Genomic DNA, 22,788 nt, shown 5'->3' with positions numbered 1-22,788 from the left:
GAACACAACTTAATAAGAAAAACTAGGGGGGCCGATTCTGGCTGAGATAGGAAGGTAATGCTTTCTGACCCTTTGAACCTGTTTGTTAGTGCAAGCGTAGGGAAGTGAATGTGAAAGTGACCGGAAAATTTATCGCGGCTACTGTTTCTTTGCTTATGCTAAGGGACAGTGGGCGCTTTTTTTATTGTTCAAAAGGAGGAGTTTGCATGTTTGTTCACGGTTTGCAAGAAGAAGTAGGGGATTTATGGCAGGAAACGTTGCGGCATCCATTTGTGCGGAGTTTGGCGGATGGGACGCTTGAGAAAGAGGCGTTTTATTATTATCTACTCCAGGATGATTATTATTTGTCGCATTTTGAGAAGGTGATTGAGAAAAGTGTGGAGCAGGCTGGGACAGCGGAACTTGCTACGGAAATGAGGGAAGTACAGGTGCGGCTTCAGCAGTCGGAATTGTTGATGCGCGAACAGTTTTATCCGCGGGTTGGGCTAACGGAGCGTGATTTTTCCGAGCGAAAACCGGCGCCAACTGCTTATCATTATACTTCTCATCTTTACCGGATGGCGGATTTTGGCAGTTTTGGGGTGACAATTGCGGCGCTTTTACCGTGTTATGCGCTTTATGCGGATATGGGGAAAATGTATGAAACGGCGCGGAGTTCGGAGCCATTTTATCAAGAGTTGTTGGATAGTTATGTGGATGAAAATTATCAAAAAGTGGTGTTGCAGCAGAAGCGGTTGGTGGAACAGGCGGCGAGTATGGCGGATGCGCGGGAACTTGCTCTGATGAAGCAGGCTTTTCAAATCAGTGTGGAAATGGAATGGGCGTTTTTTGATATGGCTTATAAAAAACAAAATTGGCGTGGGAGTTTGAATTATGTTTGATTTTATGACGTTGGAAAAAGTGCGGGAAAGAGGCCCGTTGGTGCATAATATTACGAATATCGTGGTTGCGAATGACTCGGCGAACGGGTTGCTTGCGATTGGCGCGTCACCGATTATGGCTTCTGCGAAAGAAGAAATGGATGAACTTGCGAAAATGGCAGATGTGCTCGTGATTAATATCGGAACGCTAGACGGTGAGCTAGTTACGGCGATGAAAATTGCTGGACGTGCGGCAAATGTTGCTGGAACGCCGGTTGTGCTTGATCCGGTCGGTGTTGGCGCGACTTCATACCGTCGTAAAGTGGTGCAAGAATTATTGGCAGAAATTCAGTTTACGGCGATTCGTGGAAATGCGGGAGAGCTTGCGGCGATTGCTGGTGAAGCTTGGGAAGCGAAAGGCGTGGATGCGGGCGTTGGTTCGGCGGATGTGCTGAGCATTGCTGAAAAAGTGGCGAACGAATGGAGCACGGTTGTTATTATTAGCGGTGAAGTGGATGTGATTTCAGACGGAACGCGCTTTGCAAAAGTGGCTAATGGTAGCGCGCTGCTTCCAAGAATTACTGGTTCTGGTTGTTTGCTGAGTGCGGTTTGCGGTAGTTTTATCGCCGTTCAGGAAGACGCTTTTCGAGCTAGTGTCGAAGCGTGCGCGAGTTATGCGGTGGCTTCTGAGTACGCGGAAATCGAGTTAGAAAGAAAACTTCCAGGCTCATTTCGACCACTATTTTTAGATGAACTGGCTAGCTGGTCGGTCGAAAAAACGCGTGCCAAAGCCAAAATCCAAGAAAGTGGTGAACGCAAATGATTTTCCCACAAGTATTAACGATAGCTGGTTCAGATTCTGGCGGCGGCGCGGGGATACAAGCGGATATCAAGACATTTCAAGAGCGTAAAACCTTTGGCATGTCCGTCATCACGGCAATTACGGCGCAAAATACGTTAGGGGTAAAAGCAGTGCATAAAATCCCGATAGATATGATTCGAGAACAGTGCGATGCGATTGCAGAGGATTTCCAAGTGAGCGCTGTGAAAACTGGGATGCTTGCGGATGCAGAAATTATCCGAGAAGTGGCGCGAAATATACGTTTGCACAACTTCCCAAATATCGTCATTGATCCCGTGATGATTGCAAAAGGTGGCACTGCTTTGCTTGAAAACGAGGCGACACAAGTGTTGAAAGATGAGCTTTTGCCACTTGGTACGATCATTACGCCGAATATTCCAGAAGCGGAAGAAATTCTGGGAGAAAAAATCACAACCAAGGCGGAAATTGAACAAGCTGCTAAGAAAATTTTTGATTTAGGTGTAAAAGCAGTTGTTATTAAAGGTGGACATAGCGAAATGAGTGAGGCGGCTGATTTTTACTATGATGGTGAAATGACAAAATGGCTTACGAGCGAGCGCTTTGATACGCCTCATACGCACGGGACGGGTTGCACTTTTTCGGCATGTATTGCGGCTGAACTTGCGAAAGGGAATTCACTTTTAGACAGTGTCGTAGTTGCGAAAGAGTTTATCACAAGTGCCATTAAATATCCGCTTGGAATTGGTCACGGTCATGGTCCGACCAACCATTTTGCTTACCGATTGGAGGATGGGAAATGAGAGCTGAACTAGCTGTATATTTTATCGCTGGAACGCAAGACATAGTCCGCGGAACGTTGCCAAGTGTGTTAGAAGAAGCACTGAAAGGCGGAATTACTTGTTTCCAATATCGCGAAAAAGGAGCAGGCTCACTCCAAATTGCCTCCGAAAGAAAAGAAATGGCGCTAGAATGCCAACAATTATGCGCAAAATATCAAGTGCCATTCATTATTAACGATGATGTCGCCCTAGCTCTCGCAATTGGTGCGGACGGCATCCATGTCGGGCAAAACGACGAAGAAATTCGCCAAGTTATCGCGAGTTGCGTTGGAAAAATGAAAATCGGACTTTCCGTTCATTTGGTTAGTGAAGCAGCGGAAGCAGAAAGACTTGGTGCGGTGGATTATATCGGCGTAGGACCAATTTTCCCCACAATTTCAAAAGCGGATGCAGAGCCAGTGAGTGGAACGGCAATTTTGGAAGAAATTCGCCGGGCTGGAATTAAGCTACCAATTGTCGGGATTGGCGGAATTAATGAAACAAATTCAGCCGAGGTTCTCACAGCAGGTGCGGACGGGGTATCGGTTATTTCAGCGATTACTCGGTCGGATTATTGTCCCTCCGTTATCAAGCAATTAAAAAACCCAGGTTACCCTTCTTAAAAAGGGCAAACCTGGGTTTCTCATTTTTATAAATCTTCACCATTGGTAGCAATAACGTTCTTGTACCAATCAAAACTTTTCTTCTTATAACGATTTAGCGAGCCTGTGCCGTCGTTGTTGCGATCAACATAGATAAAGCCGTAACGTTTCTTCATTTCAGCAGTGGAGGCACTAACAAGGTCAATACAGCCCCATGAAGTGTAACCCATCAGCTCAACGCCGTCTTTAATCGCTTCTTTCACTTGCGATAAATGAGCGCTCAAATAGTTAATACGGTAGTCGTCATTCACTGTGTAATTGCCGTTTTCGTCTTGTTCAAGTTGATCGATAGCGCCAAGACCGTTTTCTACGATGAAAAGTGGTTTTTGGTATCTATCCCAGAATTCGTTTAGGACAACGCGTAAGCCTTTAGGATCGATTTGCCAACCCCATTCGGATGCTTCTAGGTAAGGGTTTTGCACGCCTCCAAGGATGTTTCCTGCACCAGCTTTACGTTTCGACTCGTCAGCTGTTTCAGTTGTGCTCATGTAATAGCTGAAGGAAATGAAATCTACTGTGTTTTTAAGGATTTCTAAGTCTTCTTCTGTTACGTCTAATTCAATATTATTCTCTCTGAAATAGCGTTTCATGTAGCCAGGATAAGCGCCGCGAACATGAACATCAGAGAAGAAATAGTTTTTGCGCTCTGCTTCCATAACAGCAATAATATCATCTGGGTTGGAAGTTAGCGGATAAGTTGGCATTGCTAGAACCATACAGCCGATTTGAGCTTCTGGCATGATTTCGTGACCAATTTTTGTAGCCAGCGCGCTCGCCACAAGTTCGTGGTGGACAGCTTGGTATAGGTCTTTTTGTGATAATTTATCTGGGCTTGTAGAAATACCGCCACTCATGAATGGTGCGTGTAAAATCGAGTTGATTTCATTGAAAGTGAGCCAATATTTTACTTTGCCTTTGTAGCGATTAAATACAGTGCGGACATAGTTTTCATAGAAGTCGATCATTTTTCTATTTACCCAGCCGTCGTAAGTTTTCGATAAGTGAAGTGGTGTTTCATAGTGAGATAAAGTGATTAGCGGTTCAATATTATGTGCTAGAAGTTCGTCGAATAAATCATCGTAAAATTGTAGTCCTGCTTCGTTTGGCTCAGTTTCGTCACCATTTGGGAAGATACGGGACCAAGCGATAGAAGTACGGAAAACCTTGAAGCCCATTTCAGCAAAAAGTTTCACGTCGTCTTTGTAACGATGATAAAAGTCGATTCCTTCTAATTTTAAGTTATCTGGTGTTGGACCGTCAGTAATTTGACCGAATCCGCCTTTTGGAGTAACATCTTGAACGGAAAGACCTTTTCCATCAACGTTGTAAGCGCCTTCGAATTGATTTGCGGCAGCAGCTCCACCCCATAAAAAGTCGGCTGGAAATCCTGTATTTGTATGCATGTTAAAAACTCCTTTTCTACATTTTAAAGTATCTATAAAAAAAACCAAATACTTTTCTAAATAAATGCAGAGAAACATTGTACTTAGAAAAATATTTGGTTATGCCCGGCTTTCGTCGGTAACATTCCGATTTATAATTAAAATATAGCAAAAATAACTAGGATAGTCAACGGAAACAGATAACATCTACTCTGTTTGGAGCGGATGTTATTTACGTTTAGAAAGAGTAAGCATACCGAATAAAATGCTTGCTGTGCTCGAGGATTCGTCTGTTTTTGTTGAATTTGATTGTCTTACAGAACTGATTTGCTTTTGTGCTATTCCTGCGTTCAGTTGTTGTTCTGGACTGGTCACAGTATCAATTTGCGCCTGTACGTCATTATGGGTTACTTTTTTCATAATATTTCCACCTGTCTCTGTATTTGAACGAACAATAGAAATTATACTATTATTATAGCCCTAACATGAATTTCCATTTTTAGTCACCGATTCCATAATGGGAGTTTTTATATAAAAATAGACTTTTAGAAGAATAACTTTGCTTGAAAAGTAGCGTTTTAGTGCATTTAATGAGCTGTTTATGGCAAATGTATTGTATTGTTTTTTTGGGGAAGAACATAAGGAATGATATAGCGACAATTGTTTGTTAGTGAGTATAAGAGGGAAAAAGGTAGATTGAATGATAAGGATTTGTAAAAAATGTATAGAGGGGGAGTCAGCGTGGGTTCAGCTTTTTCAGCTATTTTGTCACCGGCAGTAGGTATTTTAATTAGTCCATTTCCAATTGTAGGGCTTATTTTGATTTTACTGAGCAACAAGGCACGGATTAACAGTATTTTTTATACGGTTGGTTGGATTGTTGGGAATATTGCTATTTTCTTTATTGGATTATTTTTAATGAGTTCGGCGGTTAGTTCGTCCGGAGATCAGTCAACCTTGGTCAAAGTGGTACTTATTGTTTTAGGGGTTTTACTTATTTTGCTCGGTGCCCATGATTTTACGAAACGTCCGAAAAACGGGGAGAAAGCTGCAACACCAAAATGGTTTGAAAAAATGAGCAATATTAAACCAGGTGGCGCGATGATTTTTGCTTTCTTATTATCTGCGGTGAATCCTAAGAATATGTTGCTTTCTCTGACTGCGGGTGTTAGTGTTGGTGCCCTGAATTTAACTGGCGGGCAAGAAACAACGGCAACTATTATTTTTGGAATTATCGCTTGTTGTTCGATTTACATCCCAACGATTGCTTTCTTACTGGCTGGGAATCGACTTAACAACGCATTAGATAGTACGCGTAAATGGCTTATCCAGAACAATTCAGTGATCATGGCTGTACTGTTCTTGTTTATCGGTCTAAGTGTTATTAGTAAGGCATTTTAAATGATAAAAGGGCTACTTGTTCTCAAGGATTAGTAGCTTTTTTTTATTTAAAAATGCAGACTGTTCACACAATGTCTACATACTATGAAAACGTTTTATGCTAATATAGCTTTACTTGTTCATTTAAAATTGAATAAGAATACATACAACAAAAAGGATGGGTTTCATGTTTGACAAACTAATGGGAAAAGCAGCAATTGTTACCGAATCATCTTATGGCATAGAACGATTTTTAGAAGATGATGAAAAGATTATTCAAATTTTTAAATTTATAAGAGATGAAGTTATTATTACTTCAAAAGGGATTTTTAATGTGGATGCTCAAGGGATAACTGGTAAGAAAGTAGAATACAAGTTTTTCCCGAAGAAGGCATTAAAGTATGTTTCGATCGAGACTGCGGGAACTTTAGACCGTGACTTTGACTTGAAAATTGGTGTTGATGGCAATACGGTCGTGACACAAAACACCTCTTTTTCTGCGCCAATCGCTTTAAAAGTGCATAAAAATGATACAGAAATGGGATTTGCGCTTTATAAAATGATTAAAGAAATGTTATAAGTGAAAGAGAAGACGAATTTTGTCTTCTCTTTTTTATGTCCATTCAAGTGTTGCAGTCACAGGGAAATGGTCAGATGCAGAACAGCCATCCACTTGATCCGTGATAGTTTTGTAAGAGTGTACGCGGAACTCTTTAGACACGAAGATGTAATCAATTTTTTCTAATTCGTTTTCAGGTCGGAGTGGTTGGAAGTCATGAAAGCTACCAATTGGGCCTTTTATAGGAGTCTGAGAAATCAACTGCGCATCTTGGTATTTTTTTGTTATGAAGTTATACGTTGGTGTTTCTGGTTCTGTATTGAAATCTCCTAGTAAAATCACTGGTAAATTCTCTGCAATCAGACCGGCTTTTTGCAGTAAAAGTTGGCTTGCAAATAGACGAGCTTCCTCCGAGACATGATCCAAATGCGTATTGAAGATATAAAACTGTCTTCCATCCGTCGAATCTTCTAGTTTTCCCCAAACGCAAATTCGCGGAAACATCGCTGTTGAATGAATAGAAGGAACATCTGGCGTTTCTGAAAGCCAAAAATGCCCTTCTTGCAGTAATCTAAAACGAGTAGAATTATAAAAAACAGCCGTAAATTCTCCTTTTTCAAAACCATCATCTCGTCCTACCCCGAAATAATCCCAATCTAGCATTTCTTTCATGTCGCGCATTTGTGGCAGAAGAGGTTCCTCCACCCCCATGAAATCCCATTGATATTTATCAAGTAATGATTTTGTTAGTGTTTTACGCAATTCCCAGCTCTTTTTTCGCTCAGAGGTATCATCAAAACGAATGTTAAAAGTAGTTACACTGAACATTTTTCCACATCCTTCTTTTCATTGGAATGTTTACAAAGAGAGTTTAGCATATTTATGAAAGCGTTTCACTGATTTGGGTTTTATGTAGTATATATTCTACATTTTTTCCTGAAAAGTAAAACCATTGTATTGTTGTAAAAAGGGAGTGTCACTATGTTGCGAAAAGGTAGTTGGTTGCTCATATTATTACTATTGATAGTATTAGTGGCATTATCAGCATGCGAGGACAGCGGGAATGGAGATGTTTCGGGTGTGCCAGCTAAAAGGGGAAAACAGCATTTTCCTCCAAATGATACGAAAAAAGGATGGATAGAACTTCTTGCCACGGATGATATTTCAAGTCAAGGTGACCTGCCTTGTGTTTATGAAGAGGCGGAATCTGTAGAAAAATTGGAAATTCATATGAAAGAGTTGAGTACGGCAAGCCTAACCTATATTTACATTGACGGCTACATCGTACAAATGGAACAAGGCGGCGACGAACTTTCTTTTCAAATTCAATTAAGTAAAACGGAATTGAGAAAAGGAATCCATGAATTAGCCGTTGTGCAATATCAAGAAAATAACCCCGAAACAAAAAAAGTGGAGTTTTTAAAACGCGCTAATTATGAAGTGAAACAAATAAAAAACGACTAATAATAAACACTTCAGAACCATATTTTTAAAGAGAATGTGAAAAATGACATTCTTTTTTTGTGCTATTAATACTTAAAAAAGGAAGATGACGATATTGTAAGTAGCTTTTCGCCTGTAAAAGAATTAAACTACTAGTGTTTAGGGTATATATTTTAAGAACAATGATTCCTAAATTGTTTGGAGTAGAGAAATTAAAGCATAGACATAGATACTGCATTCCGACTTTTTGAAATAGAAGAACTTAAATAGGAGGATAGCATATGGGTTCATATGGCGAATTGATTCGGGAAATACGGCTTTCTAAAGGGTTAACTCAAAAAGAGGTATACACAGGAATTATATCTAGGTCTTATGCAATCGGATTTGAAAAAGGAAAACACGAAATTACTTTAAGTTTGTTTGAAGAAATTTTAAAGCGGGTTATGGTTCCTTTAGATGAGTTTTTCTTTATTTATAGAGATTTTTCTTCGACAGAGGATGATAGTTTTTAGATTGATTTCGTCGAGCTATCAGGTAAAAATGATGTTGTAGGGATGCAGGCGTTGCTAGATAAAATAACTTTAGAGCGAACGGAGCAGACAGAAGTTAGAAAAGCGATACTTCATACGAGAATTCAAACTATTAATCATTATTTGCGTACGAATGTGTTTGATGAATCGAATATTTCTGATGAATATAAAAAAATTATCCATGACTATCTTTGGAAAATGCAGACGTGGACTTTAGAAGAGGTTCGTATTTTTTCCAACGGCATATCTTTTTTTGAGGAAGAAGTACAAATTCACTTTTATCAAATTATGTTGAAATCGTATGAAAAGTATAGGTACTATGATAGAGGAAGACTGCTATTTTGCCATCTATTTGCTAATCTGACAGATGAACTCATTATACAGAATAAAATCAATTATGCGAAACTAGTGCTCGAAAAATTAAAAGAAGCATCTGAAACAAGTGGTAGTTTTAACAGTGCTTTTTATCGAATAGTAGCCAATTATTATCAAGGAGCCATTTGGATGAAAGAAGGCGAAGTGGAAAAGGGCTATCACCAGGCCAAAAGAGCCATTCAAACATGGAAAGAACTGCACTATGAAGCAATAGCAGATTTGTATAGCGTAGTTTTAAAACAATTTTTAGAAAAAGAAAATATCCAAGTAGAAGATTAACTATCCGAAGATTTTCTATTTAAAAACACTAAAATGGAGTCGTTTTAGTGTTTTTTTGTTTGTAGTAAAGAGGTTTTATGTACTATATATAGCACTATTTACAGAGAGAAAACAAAGGAATGTAAAATAAAAGCAAGAAATGAGTCAAGAGGAGGTCTTCGGATGATAAGTTATGGTGAGTTGATTCGTCAAATAAGGCAGTCTAAAAAAATTTCCCAAAAAGAAGTGTACACAGGGGTTATTAGTAAATCTTATGCAATTGAATTTGAAAAGGGAACCCATGCAATATCGAGCATTCTACTAGAGAAAATAGTAACAAAGCTAATGGTAAGTATGGAAGAGTTTTTCTTCATGTATCATCAAGAGGAGTTGCCTGAGAAAGAGGACTTTTGGGAAGCCTACGAGCGGGCGTGTAAAACGGATGAAATTGCTATTTGGGAATTACTTTATCAAAAAATATCATCGGAAGAAGGAAAAATCAATCAAGTAAAAAGCGCGGCGATAAAACTTGAATTAGACCATATAAAAGGCAAACAAGTTACGGATAAAAAAGTGGTTCGGATTTTGGAGAACTACCTGATTGAAGCCGTTTTTTGGACGTTAGAGGATATATTCTTATTTACTCGGATGTTGCCGTACTTGTCTTTGAAAAGTCGGGTGCCGTTTTATTATAAATTATTAAACACGCTGGATAGGTATCGTCATTTTGAACGAGGAAGAAGTATTTTACAAACAGCACTTGCTAGTATTATAGATGATTTTATAGAGAGAAATGAAATCGAGCATATGGAGCTGATGATAAGAAGTTTAAAAAAGATTAGTGATGACTGTGAGGGTGCTTATTTTAAAATTCTCTGCATGTATTATCATGGAATTATTGAGCGGGGAGAAGGCGCAGAAATCAAGCAGGCGATAGCTATTTTACGGGTGTTAGGTTATGAGAATAAAGCGTTAAAGTATGAAGCAATGTATCGACAATTTAGTTTAAAAGCAACGATATAAAAATAATTTAAAGAAAGCTAAAAAGAACCAATCTTTTTAGCTTTCTTTTTTCGAGTAGTATATATGCGACATTAGAAAATTTTAAGACTCCGCATAGTATTATATAGACTGAAGTACGGCTTAAAGCCACATTGACAGTGAAGGGAGGGGCTTTGGCAAAGAAACTAAATGCCAACTGACACTGCAAATTTAGCGTTAAAAGGAGGAAGATTGTTATTTTAAAGAAAATATTTATTGCATTAATTGCGCTTGTAGTTATTATCAATACAGTTAGTTTTACGGCTGTTTCTGCAAGCACACCTACATGGTTAGAACAAACCATGAATAGTAATGAACCGTTTATAAAAGAGATTGAAAAAGAAACTGGTAAGACGAGAGCGAATATTACACAGACAGATTTAGAAGCTATAACTGCCTTGCGAGTAACAGGGGCAAGTGATATTCCGACCAATATCGATATGTTAACTCATTTAACTACGTTAGAAGTTAAAAATGGAACATTATCTTCCGTATCTAACTCAGTGGGGAATTTAAAGGAGTTAAAAATCTTAGTTCTGAATGATAATAATTTAAGCACCTTTCCAATGATTGTTTTCCAACTACCTAAGTTAGAAGAATTACAAGTTTCTGGGGGAACAATAGAAGAAATCCCTGCAACAATAACAAATATGGCGAGTCATTTGAAATTCTTAGGAATATTAAATAACCATTTAGTGAAGGTTCCAGACGCAATTTTCACTACGAACTGGACAAATGCAACCGGGGGAGACTTAGACTTAATGGCTGCAGGGAACCAGATTGTAACCAATATTCCTGCCAACTATATAAGCCAGTTTAATAATGGGAATAACCTATTAGAATTTTACGATAACAACTATCAAAAACAAGACCAACTAACTACAACACCTGGATATACCATTGATGTACCTGTTGGAACTGATTTTAATCAATTAACACCAGACAAAACGAAACTCGCACTAACATCTGGACGAACTTTACTCGCGCAACACGAATTCGAGTATTATGATGATGGTTCAAGTTCACTAATCCACAATGGCGTGGCAGCAGCACCGGGTCAAGCGACCATTTTCATCAAAAGCAAGTTTTCCACGCAATCAAACAAATTTGCCAGAACACAAGTTACAGTAAACATCACCGCGCTAAACGGCGGACCTATTACAGTGAAACATGAAGATACGAAAGGACAAGAACTTGCGCCACCTGTCATTTTAAATGGTAAAGACGGGGACCCTTATACAACGACACAAAAAACTTTCCCAGGCTATACTTTAGTTGCAACACCAGCCAATCAAAATGGTACCTTCACCATGAACCCAGCTACAGTCAACTATGTATACAGCGCAAATGATTATAAACTAACATCTACTTTCAAAGATGCCCATGGTCAAGAACTGAAAGCACCAGTTGTGGATACAAAAGATTACCATATCCAAGACAACTATACTACAACAGCAGCAACCATTCCCGGCTATTCTTTAGTTTCCACACCTGCTAATCAGAACGGAACTTTTGGAGCTGGGAATGTCACGGTTAATTATGTATACAAAAAAGACGATTATACACTTACTTCCACTTACAAAGATACGAACGGTCAAGAACTAAAAGCACCAGTGGTAGATGCGACAACGTATCATTATCAAGACACGTATACAACAACAGCCGCAGTTTTCCCAGGTTATACGTTAGTAGCAACACCAACCAACGCTACTGGGACATTTGGTTCGTCAAACATCACTGTCCATTACGTATATCAAGCAAACGGCTATCAATTAACTTCTACATTTAAAGATCAACAAGGGAAGACAATCGCACCAGATGATGTCGATGCTAAAACATATCACGTGAACGATCCCTATACAACAACTGCCAAAACGATCCCGGGTTACACATTAGTGACGACCCCTACAAACAACCAAGGTAATTTTGGAACAAGCGATATTACGGTTGATTATGTTTATAAAGCAGAAGATTATACATTAACTTCGACTTACAAAGATGCACAAGGTAAAGAATTAAAAACACCCGTTGTAGATAGTAAAAAATATCATATTCAAGACAACTATTCTACAAGTGCAGCAACGATTCCGGGTTATACGCTAGTAGCGACACCTGCGAACGAAACAGGAACCTTCCATACGAGCGATGTTACGGTTAATTATGTGTATAAATTAACAGACTTAAAATTAACTTCAACATATAAAGATGCGCAAGGAACTGAGTTAAAAGCCCCCGTTGTAGATAGCAAAACGTATCATATTCAAGATAACTATGCTACAACTGCAGCTGTCATTCCTGGCTATACATTAGTCGCAACACCAGCGAATCAATCAGGTACTTTTGGTAGCACGGATATCCAAGTGAACTATGTATACCAAGCAGTTGCTTATAAACTAACTTCGACGTATAAAGATCAACAAGGGAACGATTTAGCTTTACCAAAAGTAGATACAAAAACGTACCATATTCAGGATGGTTACACGACGAGTGATATTGCTATTCCAGGTTATACATTAGTCGCGGCTCCAACGAATCAAACAGGTACATTTGGCGCGAGTGATGTAACCGTGAATTATGTCTACAAAGCCAATGACTACACACTAACTTCAACCTATAAAGATGCACAAGGTAAGGAATTAAAAACGCCAATCATAGACAGTCAAAAATATCACATTAACGACACTTATACTACGACAGGAGCTACTATTCCAGGTTACACATTAGTCGCAGCACCAGCGAATCAATCCGGTACATTTGGCGCGGCGAATGTAACAGTCAACTATGTCTACAAAGCCGATGATTATACGCTAACTTCGACCTACAAAGATGCAAACGGCAAAGAATTAAAAGCGCCAGTTGTAGACAGCAAAACTTACCATACAAAAGATAACTATTCTACTAGCGCAGCAACCATTCCTGGCTACACACTAGTGGCAGCACCAGCAAATCAAACAGGTACATTTAATACGAGCAATGTGACAGTCAATTATGTTTACAAAGCGAATGAATATACCTTAACTTCCACTTTCAAAAATGTACAAGGAACAGAACTAAAACCAGCTATCGTGAAAAAAGGATTTATTATTAAGGATGGCTATGCGACTAGTGGCGTAACAATTCCAGGCTATACATTAGTGGCAACACCATCGAACAAAAAAGGAACATTTGGTGCTAGTAATGTAACAGTTAATTATGTATATAAAGCGAATGGTTATGCATTAATCACAACATATAAAGACACACAAGGTAAAGACTTAAAACCACTAGCCATTGATACAAAAACATACAATATTAACGACCCATACACTGCAACAGCGCTAAACATCCCAGGTTACACATTAACAACTACACCAGCCAATGAAAAAGGTGTATTTGGCGCAAGTGATGAAACAGTTAATTACGTATATAAAGCAAATGATTATACGTTAACAACTACCTACAAAGACGCAAACGGCAAAGAACTACAAGCACCTAAAGTAGACGCGAAAACTTATCATATCCAAGACACATACAAAACAACTGCAGCAGTCATTCCTGGATATACATTAGTCGCAACACCTAAGAATGACCAAGGTACTTTTGGAGCGAACAATGTAACCGTGAATTACGTGTACCAAACGAATGATTACACGCTAACTGCGACATTTAAAGATGCTCAAGGAAACGAATTAAAAGCAGCAGAAGTAGACGCTCAAAAATATCATATTCATGACACTTACACATCGAAAGCAGCCGTGATTCCGGGTTATACTTTAGAAAAAACACCAACGAACGAAACGGGTACTTTTAATGCAAGTGATATTCAAGTGAATTATGTGTATAAAGCAAATGATTATCAACTTACTTCTACATTTAAAGATCAACAAGGCAACGAAATAGCATTACCAACAGTTGATGCAAAAACTTATCACATTCATGACGCTTATACAACGAAAGCTCGCTTGATTCCAGAATATAGCCTAGTAGTTACACCAAAGAACCAAATAGGTGCTTTTGGAACAAGTGATGTAACAGTCAATTATGTGTATAAAAAAGATGCTATTATAAAACCTATTACTCCAGCGAAACCAACTATTCTTACAATAAAAACACCTGCAAGCAAAGTAATTGAGACTAAAGTAGTTAAGCAAACTCTTCCTAAAACAGGGGATGATGATGCTGGACTATTAAACCTACTAAGACTTATAGGACTCGTTTTAATTTTAGGCGTATTTTTGGCAGTCGGAAGTAAAAAATTAAGATAAGCATAACGTAGATTAAAACACCGCCGCAGATTGTTGTGGTGGTGTTTTAACTAATATATACGACATTAGAAATACCCATTTGGAAAAGATGTATGATATTTATTATAAAGAATTTCACAAAGAGAAGAGGCGATTCTTTGTTAGAGAAAAAGTATCAAATCCATTTACAAAATCATTACGATGCAACGAGTAGACAAGTGCAAAAGAAAGAAATAAAAGTCTTAAAAAAACGCAGAAATTTATTAATTGGGGAAGTTTTTCCATATCAAATTTGTTTAGAAAGCACGATGGAATATTCAAGATTTATGTTGTGGTTTGAAAAAGAAGTCCAAAAAATCGTGAAAGAGCTTTGGAATCAACATTTTATTATCAAACTAACATTATCCCAATTGCATTTCCGCGAAACGATTCTTTTTTTCGAGCATTTAAAAGATTTTAGTAAACGAATAACGATTGAATTTATCAGCGAAGACACACCAGTAATAAAAAAACACTTTTCCGTCCAAGAGCAAGAAGCGTTTTTTATAGGGAAACTAAGAATGCTGAAAAAATGGAAATTCATTATTTCTAAACATATCGAAGGCTGCTCAGTGGAACAAACCCTTGCTTTTACCCCCTGTCTCCATGAAATAAAATACACGATGAGCCAGCAAGCAAGAATGGAAGAAAATATTATCGATTTGCACATGTTCATCGATTTTTGGGAATACTGGGCTTCACATAAAAAATTGAAATTTGTAGTCGAAGTGAAAGAAGAGGATTTTATTACGAGGTCTTTGATGAATAAAAAGGTGCACGTACAGTTTGAAAATGCTTAATAACAAAAGATAAAGAGGAGACAAGTTGTTGTCTTCTCTTTATCTTTTGTAGAATGATTTTGAGGAATTGAAAATTGTGTCTTAAATACAAGTAATTGTGAGCTTGATTAGGAGGAAAATTACATTATTTCATTTAAAAAGCTGATTTAAAGCGATTTTTTAATGAATAGATTCACAAAACGCTCACAAAAGAGGGCGACTTTCGATGCTATAATGAGGGGGAAAGATATACATAGAGAGGAAGCGTACAGATGAGAGAAATAAAAGTCAACGAAAGGGCCTTCCAACAGCACGCAACCAAATTAGCAAGTAAAAGTTCGGGAAGATACTTGCCATTAAAAAACGGGAACATGGCATATTCGAGAGTAAATTCGATTGATCAATTGCGCTCGGCATTGATTGAGTTGGTGGATGTGGTGGAAGATTTTCAACACGTGACCAAACAAGATGCGAGCAGACTAAAGAAAATGGGTATTGCTTACGCTAAACAAGACCAATTGATGGGACAAAAAATCAATCAGTTGGAGGTGCGTTAATTGGATAGTGCACACAGCCAGTTAGAACAACAACTCCAACAAATCAAAAAAGCAAAGATAACGGCAGAAACGAATGTCGATCAAACGAGAAGAAAACAAAATGAACAAGATTGGCTAGAAGAGGATAGTAACCAATTAGCACAAGAAAAACGGATGTTATTAGACTTTTTGCGCAGTGGCTGGCAAGGAGAAGCAGCCAGTGGTTTTCATCGGTATTTAGAAGAGCAACAACACGAAGAGTCCGTGACTTGGAAGAAGGATCTCCAAGATAAAAGAACTGATTTAGACACCGAACTACAAGAAAATAAGGACAGGCTCCACGCACTAGAAACAAAACAAGCCACCTTGCAAAAGGAGTGGAGTCAGTGAGCCGGATAGATATTGCAGAATTGAATGACTTTCTCCACGGTTTGCGAAGTAGTAACGCGGAAGCCAAAACGATGATTAATCAGATTAAAGATGCAGCGATGGATTACTCCCAAGACAACCGTTTAAAAGGAGAAGCAGTTAGTGCCTCCAAACAGTATTTTTCAAGTACATACACCCAAATTGCCCAAAGTATCATCGAAGCACTGGATGAAAGTGAGGAGCGATTGGCGCAATATATTCGCGAGTTCGGGAGCCAAGTGGATAATTCGCCTTCTGCCAGAATTGATGCAGAAATCTTACAAGAAGCGATGGCTCAAGTTCGCGAGTTACAGCGAAAAGAAGAAGACTTACATCGACAATTAACCGCGCCCAATACCAAGCCAGATATGCAACAAGTCTATGCAATAAAATCAAGAAGTGTCCACACGCAGTTACTGAAGGCTATTGAAAAAGAGAATATCTTAGAAAAATATTTAGCTTTCGAACAAAGCCATGGCCAGTTTTTTAGTGCATTATTTGAACTCATTCAAGCGACTGGACGCGCGGTGCAAGAGTTGTTACACAATGTCACTTTTGATGATAAAACAGGTACTTACTCCGTGCCGAAAAGTACGGCAAACAGCTTGTTGCTTATGAAAAAAGCACTCGATACCGCGCGAAAAGAAAATGATAAAGACCCATTTCCAAAAGCTTTTGAAGATTACACCGTGTTAGCTTATACTTATGTCAATGATCAAGGTAAAACCGTGACGATGTGGCTAATAGAAAAAGATGGAAAACGGGTAGAAAACAAGGAATTGCAAGATTTCTTAGAAAAACATGGTCAGGAATTAGACCCACTTCTTTATACCAATCTTTCTGGAGAAGAACTCGAACGAAAAGTGAATGATTCTTGGAAAGAGGGTATCAACTATTTAAATGGTCAAAAAGTATCTGGATTTTCTGGAGCCACACTGCGGTCATCCGCTTATGTGGCTAGTATGAAAGATTGGACAGATGATGCTGGGTTGACGGATATGGCATTAGGTTTAGGATTTGGGATTGCAGCAGCTAGAAATAAAGTGATAATACCTAAGAAAACTAGTACTGCTAAATCTTCTGGGAAGGATATATTTAATTATACAGACAAAGTAAATGAGCATATGGCTAATCTGGATAGAGCAGTTCCAGTTCAAACTTTGAAAGAAGCAATTAAAGGTGGTATTCCAATGCCTGACCCAAGAGGTTCTAGAGCCACAATGTATTACAGTGAAATATATATAAACGGTAAGAAATACAATTTTGAAGTTCTTTATGATAATACAACAAATACTATCTATCATTTTAAATATGATAGAAGACCATTAGGGCCATTGTCCGCTATATCAAAATAATAATATTGGAGGAGAATTATTATGACAAAAAAAGAACAACTATACTTTTTATTAAATGGACTGGATAATGGAGAAATAGAGATTAATACCTTTATAAATCAGTTTATAAAAATTTTTGATTTAGAAATAGATTATGATGAATTGTCCAAGGATGAATACACAATTTTAGGGAATGTGTCTGATATGGCTGCTAGATTCTCTGATAGCGAAGAAGATTTGAAATTACCTAATGTTTACTACAGTGAAAAGCAAGTTAGAGAAGAAGTGACTCGTTCTTTAGAAGCTTTAGCTTGAATCATAATTAAAACAGGATAGCTTTGAAGAGTTGAGTTATACCTATCCCAATAACAGAAGAAATTGAATGTAAATATAACTGATTATATAGCATCTTCTTTTCGAGCGTAGATTGTTAGTTAAAGTTTTTCATAAAAAAACTAAATCGTTTGGAACTGGGAAAAGAAGGCATATACAAAGGTACTTCATTCGAATTTTGAAATAAAAAACATAGAAAGGAGAAAATCATATGGTTTCACGTAAACAATTAACCCATAAAACACAACTTTCTAAAATAAAAAAACAAACTCTAAAAGTAACCATAGATCGCCCTATAGGTTATACTGACAAATTCGGCAATGTCTATCCGCTGAATTATGGATTTGTGGAAGGTATCATTGGTGGTGACGGGGAAGAACAGGATGTTTATATTTTAGCGAGAGAGATTTCTGAGCCGATTGAAACGTTTCAAGGTGATTTAATTGCGGTGATTACTCGGAATGATGATGTGGAAGATAAATGGGTTGTCGCACCGCCAAATGAGAATTTCAGCATAGAGGAAATTAGGGAGAAAGTACATTTTATCGAGCAATATTTCGATTCGGAAATTAAATTGATTTAGGGTGCTTTTACAAGCTAGACAAATAAAAACAGGAATTCTCTATTTGGATGTAGAGAATTCCTGTTTTTTACAGTTCATTTTAATTGCTTGGAAATTGATTTGTTACATTTAAAGTGTTCATTCCGCCCCAAAAGCCTTTTGAAAGAGCAATTTTTTCTATCTCTTTTAATACGTTAGCTTCCTCAGGATTTAGATGGATTTTTTCGACGAAGCATAAGGTATGGATGTTTTGATAGACAGAACGGGCTTCTAATTCGACTGTTTGAGAGGCTTTTTGGACTCGGGTGATAGCTGTAGTCAAAATTTCTTGTAGCCGGGACGAATTTTGGTTGTTTAAAGAAGTATCCGACTCAAATAAATTCTTCAATTCCTCGAATAAATCTATAAGCGCCTCTGGAGTATTCTTTTTCATTAAAACGCACCTCTTTTAATAAAGTATCTTCTTATAGGATACTCCATTCCGCTAATAGAATCCACCTACAACTGCTTCAACGCAAGCTCCGTTAAATTCTCTACAGTAAATCCAAATCGTTCTGCCAGCTCGTCTCCCGGGCCTGACATACCGAACGAATCAATCGCGAGGATTTCTCCTGCGTCGCCGAGGTATTTGTGCCAGCCGTATGATGCGCCCATTTCAGCGGCGAAGCGTTTTTTCACTGCTTTTGGTAAAATGGACTCTTTATATTCGGGGCTTTGTTTGTCGAATAAATCAAAGCTTGGCATGCTGACTACGCGTGCGCCGAAGCCTTTTTTAGCAAGATTGTCTCTGACAGCGGTCATTAAGTGTACTTCGGATCCGGAAGCGAGAAGGATAATATCTAGTTTATCAAGCGGAGAATCGGCTAAGATGTAAGCACCTTTTGCAAGTCCGGTTTTTGCTTTTGCTGCGCTATTTGGCAAAATTGGCAGATTTTGGCGGCTAAGAACGAGCATGGTTGGTTGTTCTTTTTGAGTAAAGGCATAGCGATAAGCTTCTACGGTTTCGTTGCCGTCAGCTGGTCGGATAACGTGAAGTCCAGGCATGGCGCGGAAGGATGCGAGATGCTCGATTGGTTCGTGTGTTGGACCGTCTTCACCGACTGCGATGGAATCATGGGTCATAATGAAGGTGGATGGAATGCCCATTAAGGCTGCTGAACGAATCGCGGAACGTAGATAATCCGAGAATACGAAGAAGGTCGCGCCGAATGCTTGAACTCCGCCGTGAAGCGTCATGCCGTTGACTGCTGCTCCCATCGCAAATTCGCGGACGCCGAACGAAATATTTTTGGCGGCATAGTTACCTGGAGCAAATCGTTCGCTAGCTTTTAAATTGGTTTTGTTGGAGGAGGCCAAATCAGCTGCGCCACCAAATAAGTTAGGCAATTTTTTCTCTAATTCTTGAAGGACAATCCCTGATACTTCACGAGTTGCAACTGGTTTGTCCGCATTTTCATCAAAGACAGGTAATTCTGCATCCCAATCCGCATTCAAATTATCATCCATTAATTGTTGTAAGCTTTCTGCCAGTGTTGGATATTTTTGTTTGTAAGCATTGAATGTCCGGAGCCAGCTGCTTTCACTAGCACGACCTTTAGAATGATAAAATTCTTTCTGATTTTCGACAGTTTTTGGTAATTCAAAAGGTGGCATTTGCCAGTCGTAAGCTTCTTTTGCTAGCTTGAGTTCTTTTTCACCAAGTGGGGAGCCGTGTGCCGCTGATTTTCCGGCTTTTCCGGGGCTACCGTAACCGATGACTGTCTTCACTTCGATTAAAGTAGGGCGGGATTTTTCGGTTTTTGCAAGATGGATTGCTGCATCAAGCGCATCTAAGTCATTCCCGTCATCCACACGTAGCGTTTGCCAACCGGCTGCTCGGAATCTAAGCTCGATGTCTTCTGAAAATGACTCATTCAAATCACCATCAAGTGAAATATCGTTTGAATCATATAAAACAACTAATTTTCCTAGTTTTAAATGGCCGGCAAGAGACGCGGCTTCGTAGGAAATACCTTCCATCAAGCAGCCGTCTCCGCATAGCACATAGGTATTGTGATCAACAACCGGGAATTCTGGTTGGTTAAATTTGGCGCCAAGGTGAGCCTCGGCCATTGCCATCCCAACTCCCATTGCGAAACCTTGACCAAGTGGACCGGTAGTTGCATCGACACCAACCGTATGACCAAATTCAGGATGACCGGGCGTTTTACTGCCAGTTTGGCGGAAGTTTTTCAGCTCGCTCATTGGTAAATCATAACCAAATAGATGTAGCAAACTATAAAGCATTGCCGAACCGTGACCAGCTGACAAGACGAAACGATCGCGGTTAAACCAAGTTGGGTGTTCTGGATTGAATTTTAAATGATTTTTCCAAAGCGAGAAAGCCATTGGTGCGGCTCCCATCGGCAAACCGGGATGACCGGAGTTCGCTTTTTCAATCATATCCATTGATAATACGCGAATCGAGTTAACCATTTGTTCATCAATTCTGCTCATATTAATTGCCTTCTTTCTGACTGAACGCTTCCCAATCTTTTAAAAATCCTTCAATACCTTTATCAGTCAAAGGATGAGACCAAAGTTTCGGGAAAAGGCTTCCTGGGATAGTCGCGATATGTGCTCCGGCTTCTGCGGCTTCTTCTAAATGCCCGATATGGCGGATACTTGCGGAAATGATTTCTGCTTTTAGACCATAATTATCAAGCACTTTTTTCAAGTTTTTAATTAAAATCATTCCGTCTGTACCAATATCATCTAGTCTTCCTAAGAACGGGCTAATATAAGTCGCGCCAGCTTTTGCAGCCATTAATCCTTGGGAAACAGTGAAAATAAGCGTAACATTTGTTTTAATGCCTTCAGCTGTGAGGGTATGGACTGCTTTTAAACCTTCTTCCGTCATAGGAATTTTTACTACTACATTTGGCGCCCATTTTGCTAGAATTCGAGCTTCTTCTACCATTTTGTCTGCTTCGAGGCCGATAACTTCTGCGCTAACTGGGCCGTCTACGATAGAACAAATTTCTTTGATTACTTCTTCAAATGGTCGACCTTCTTTAGCGATGATGGTTGGGTTGGTTGTCACACCGTCCACTAAACCTAGTTCGCTAATTCGTTTTATTTCCGATACGCTTGCTGTGTCCAAGAAAAATTTCATTATTTACTCGCTCCATTCTCTCAGCTGAACTTTAAAGCTGAATACTTTATTTAATCGTATAACCGCCGTCGATAATAAGATTTTCACCAGTAATAAGGCTCGCTGCGTCACTTACTAAAAAGAGGGCACATGCGGCAACTTCTTCTGGATAACCAAATCTACCGGCTGGAATTAATTTTTTCATATCTTCGCCAACTTGACCTGCCCAAGCTTTTTTGCCGAGTTCCGTCAAAATAACGGTTGGGGAAATCGCATTAACATTAATGTTGTAAGGCGCCCATTCCATTGCTAGCACTTGAGTCATTGAAACAATTGCAGCTTTACTAGCGCAATAAGCAACGTGTTTATCAAGTGCGATGACAGAAGCTTGAGAGGCCATATTAACGATTTTACCGCCGCCAGTTGCAATCATTTCACGACCGATAATTTGCGCCATTAGGAACGAACCTTTTAAGTTAAGTTCCATTGTTTTATCCCAGTATTCTTCTGGTAAGTCTTCTGCTTTTTCGAGAAGTGCGACACCAGCTGAATTGGCTAAAATATCGATTTTTGGATAGACTTTTTTAATTTCGGCAACGACTTTTTCGATGTTTTCTTTCTTAGTAATATCGACTTGAAGTGCGAGCGTTCTTGAAGGGTTAATTTGCGCTGCGACATCTTTTACATCTTCTTTAATATCAAGCAAGACAACATAAGCTCCTTTTTCGGAAAAAAGTTCTGCCATTGCTTTACCAATCCCGCTTGCTGCCCCAGTTACCACGGCTACTTTGTCTGTAATGTTAAAATCTTTATCAAAACCTTTAAAAGTCATTTTTCATTACCTCCAATAAATTTTTTTATCTATTTTTTTGGTCGATTTCTTCCATTAAATCTACTTTTGCTTGGGAACGTCCACCTGAAAAGTCGCTATCAAGCCATGTGTCAAGTAGCGAAACGGCAAGGGATGGCCCGATTACAAGAGCGCCCATTGTCATAATATGCGCATCGTTACTTTTTCTTGCGCGTTCTGCTGAATACGAATCATGAATTTGTGCTGCGCGAATGCCGTGAATTTTGTTTGCTGTAATGGCCATTCCAATACCTGTACCGCAAATGAGGATCCCCCGGTCATAATCGTTGTTTTTAACTTCTAGTGCTACTTTTTCGGCGATACTTGGATAAAGTACTTTTTCATTTTCAAAACTGCCGAAATCAGTAAACTCAATATTTTTCTCCTTTAAACGTGTGATGAGGGTTTGTTTTAGTTCGTAACCCATTTCGTCACAACCAATTGCGATTTTCATACTAAC

Annotated in this window: 22 protein-coding genes, 2 pseudogenes and 1 riboswitch; of the genes and pseudogenes, 16 read left to right on the top strand and 8 right to left on the bottom strand. The window is 38.9% G+C overall.

What is annotated here, in order from left to right; all coding sequences use genetic code 11:
* Positions 1 to 14 precede the first annotated feature (14 nt).
* Positions 15 to 120: riboswitch (TPP riboswitch) on the top strand.
* An 86-nt stretch (positions 121 to 206) separates the two neighbouring features.
* From tenA to thiE, 4 genes are read left to right on the top strand one after another with little or no spacing between them, the layout of a single operon-like run.
* Positions 207 to 881, top strand: a complete 675-nt coding sequence (tenA, locus tag AC4PG8_RS06725; RefSeq protein ID WP_185540518.1) for a thiaminase II — start codon at positions 207 to 209, stop codon at positions 879 to 881.
* A complete protein-coding gene (gene thiM / locus AC4PG8_RS06720; RefSeq protein WP_185540516.1) occupies positions 874 to 1,683 on the top strand; it encodes a hydroxyethylthiazole kinase in 810 nt (269 codons plus the stop codon). Before tenA ends, thiM begins: the two co-directional genes overlap by 8 nt.
* A complete protein-coding gene (gene thiD / locus AC4PG8_RS06715) occupies positions 1,680 to 2,483 on the top strand; it encodes a bifunctional hydroxymethylpyrimidine kinase/phosphomethylpyrimidine kinase (RefSeq protein WP_492170186.1) in 804 nt (267 codons plus the stop codon). Before thiM ends, thiD begins: the two co-directional genes overlap by 4 nt.
* Positions 2,480 to 3,124, top strand: coding sequence for a thiamine phosphate synthase (gene thiE, locus AC4PG8_RS06710; protein ID WP_492170185.1), 645 nt, complete (start codon positions 2,480 to 2,482; stop codon positions 3,122 to 3,124). Before thiD ends, thiE begins: the two co-directional genes overlap by 4 nt.
* A 26-nt stretch (positions 3,125 to 3,150) precedes the next feature.
* On the opposite strand, the gene AC4PG8_RS06705 is transcribed toward thiE, so the two are convergent.
* Both AC4PG8_RS06705 and AC4PG8_RS06700 read right to left on the bottom strand, forming a co-directional pair.
* Positions 3,151 to 4,566 carry a glycoside hydrolase family 1 protein gene (locus AC4PG8_RS06705; RefSeq protein ID WP_160464317.1) on the bottom strand — a complete coding sequence of 472 codons (1,416 nt, stop codon included), beginning with the start codon at positions 4,564 to 4,566 and terminating at the stop codon, positions 3,151 to 3,153.
* Between the two features lie 207 nt (positions 4,567 to 4,773).
* Entirely contained in the window at positions 4,774 to 4,965 is a 192-nt protein-coding gene (locus tag AC4PG8_RS06700) for a hypothetical protein (RefSeq protein ID WP_492170184.1), read from the bottom strand.
* Positions 4,966 to 5,286: 321 nt separating this feature from the next.
* Here AC4PG8_RS06700 and AC4PG8_RS06695 point away from each other — a divergent pair, with 321 nt between their 5' ends.
* Positions 5,287 to 5,946 (top strand): GAP family protein, encoded by a 660-nt coding sequence (locus AC4PG8_RS06695; RefSeq protein ID WP_003760247.1) that lies wholly within the window; start codon positions 5,287 to 5,289, stop codon positions 5,944 to 5,946.
* Positions 5,947 to 6,112: 166 nt separating this feature from the next.
* Positions 6,113 to 6,505: a PH domain-containing protein gene (locus AC4PG8_RS06690; RefSeq protein WP_050511695.1), complete on the top strand. Its 393-nt coding sequence runs from the start codon at positions 6,113 to 6,115 to the stop codon at positions 6,503 to 6,505.
* A 33-nt stretch (positions 6,506 to 6,538) separates the two neighbouring features.
* On the opposite strand, the gene AC4PG8_RS06685 is transcribed toward AC4PG8_RS06690, so the two are convergent.
* Complete coding sequence (locus AC4PG8_RS06685; RefSeq protein ID WP_033533478.1) at positions 6,539 to 7,312, bottom strand: endonuclease/exonuclease/phosphatase family protein; 774 nt, start codon at positions 7,310 to 7,312, stop codon at positions 6,539 to 6,541.
* Between the two features lie 156 nt (positions 7,313 to 7,468).
* On the opposite strand from AC4PG8_RS06685, the gene AC4PG8_RS06680 reads away from it, so the two are divergent.
* The 10 genes and pseudogenes from AC4PG8_RS06680 to AC4PG8_RS06635 all read left to right on the top strand — a co-directional run bounded on the left by AC4PG8_RS06680 (position 7,469) and on the right by AC4PG8_RS06635 (position 18,366).
* Positions 7,469 to 7,948: a superoxide dismutase gene (locus tag AC4PG8_RS06680; protein WP_160464375.1), complete on the top strand. Its 480-nt coding sequence runs from the start codon at positions 7,469 to 7,471 to the stop codon at positions 7,946 to 7,948.
* A gap of 260 nt (positions 7,949 to 8,208) precedes the next feature.
* Positions 8,209 to 9,111 (top strand): annotated as a pseudogene (locus tag AC4PG8_RS06675) (XRE/MutR family transcriptional regulator).
* A 162-nt stretch (positions 9,112 to 9,273) separates the two neighbouring features.
* A complete protein-coding gene (locus tag AC4PG8_RS06670; protein WP_185513111.1) occupies positions 9,274 to 10,113 on the top strand; it encodes a helix-turn-helix domain-containing protein in 840 nt (279 codons plus the stop codon).
* 215 nt (positions 10,114 to 10,328) lie between these two features.
* Complete coding sequence (locus AC4PG8_RS06665) at positions 10,329 to 14,375, top strand: MucBP domain-containing protein (RefSeq protein WP_492170212.1); 4,047 nt, start codon at positions 10,329 to 10,331, stop codon at positions 14,373 to 14,375.
* A gap of 137 nt (positions 14,376 to 14,512) precedes the next feature.
* Complete coding sequence (locus AC4PG8_RS06660) at positions 14,513 to 15,193, top strand: hypothetical protein (RefSeq protein WP_160464312.1); 681 nt, start codon at positions 14,513 to 14,515, stop codon at positions 15,191 to 15,193.
* A gap of 251 nt (positions 15,194 to 15,444) precedes the next feature.
* Positions 15,445 to 15,729, top strand: a complete 285-nt coding sequence (locus AC4PG8_RS06655; protein WP_160464311.1) for a DUF3130 domain-containing protein — start codon at positions 15,445 to 15,447, stop codon at positions 15,727 to 15,729.
* Complete coding sequence (locus tag AC4PG8_RS06650; RefSeq protein ID WP_160464310.1) at positions 15,730 to 16,098, top strand: ribonuclease P; 369 nt, start codon at positions 15,730 to 15,732, stop codon at positions 16,096 to 16,098. It begins immediately after the preceding gene.
* Positions 16,095 to 17,195 (top strand): annotated as a pseudogene (locus tag AC4PG8_RS06645) (T7SS effector LXG polymorphic toxin); the annotation flags it as partial. The gene AC4PG8_RS06650 and the pseudogene AC4PG8_RS06645, both read left to right, overlap by 4 nt.
* 297 nt (positions 17,196 to 17,492) lie before the next feature.
* Positions 17,493 to 17,765 (top strand): hypothetical protein, encoded by a 273-nt coding sequence (locus AC4PG8_RS06640; protein WP_070039848.1) that lies wholly within the window; start codon positions 17,493 to 17,495, stop codon positions 17,763 to 17,765.
* A 229-nt stretch (positions 17,766 to 17,994) separates the two neighbouring features.
* Positions 17,995 to 18,366 (top strand): inorganic diphosphatase, encoded by a 372-nt coding sequence (locus AC4PG8_RS06635; RefSeq protein ID WP_160464308.1) that lies wholly within the window; start codon positions 17,995 to 17,997, stop codon positions 18,364 to 18,366.
* Positions 18,367 to 18,445: 79 nt separating this feature from the next.
* Here AC4PG8_RS06635 and AC4PG8_RS06630 read toward each other — a convergent pair whose 3' ends face one another.
* From AC4PG8_RS06630 to rpiB, 5 genes are all read right to left on the bottom strand, one after another.
* Positions 18,446 to 18,778, bottom strand: a complete 333-nt coding sequence (locus AC4PG8_RS06630; protein ID WP_033533469.1) for a bacteriocin immunity protein — start codon at positions 18,776 to 18,778, stop codon at positions 18,446 to 18,448.
* Positions 18,779 to 18,843: 65 nt separating this feature from the next.
* Positions 18,844 to 20,841 carry a transketolase gene (tkt, locus tag AC4PG8_RS06625; RefSeq protein WP_185540509.1) on the bottom strand — a complete coding sequence of 666 codons (1,998 nt, stop codon included), beginning with the start codon at positions 20,839 to 20,841 and terminating at the stop codon, positions 18,844 to 18,846.
* Position 20,842: 1 nt separating this feature from the next.
* Positions 20,843 to 21,499, bottom strand: coding sequence for a fructose-6-phosphate aldolase (fsa, locus tag AC4PG8_RS06620; protein ID WP_003723193.1), 657 nt, complete (start codon positions 21,497 to 21,499; stop codon positions 20,843 to 20,845).
* Between the two features lie 46 nt (positions 21,500 to 21,545).
* Positions 21,546 to 22,310: an SDR family oxidoreductase gene (locus tag AC4PG8_RS06615; protein WP_003765224.1), complete on the bottom strand. Its 765-nt coding sequence runs from the start codon at positions 22,308 to 22,310 to the stop codon at positions 21,546 to 21,548.
* A 25-nt stretch (positions 22,311 to 22,335) separates the two neighbouring features.
* Positions 22,336 to 22,782 (bottom strand): ribose 5-phosphate isomerase B, encoded by a 447-nt coding sequence (gene rpiB, locus AC4PG8_RS06610; protein ID WP_003724276.1) that lies wholly within the window; start codon positions 22,780 to 22,782, stop codon positions 22,336 to 22,338.
* Between the last annotated feature and the right edge of the window lie 6 nt (positions 22,783 to 22,788).

It is taken from the genome of Listeria sp. MAN/IMW/UF555, assembly GCF_058684075.1.
The sequence above is the reverse complement of the archived record's forward strand: the minus strand, read 5'-3'. Positions and strand labels throughout refer to the sequence as shown.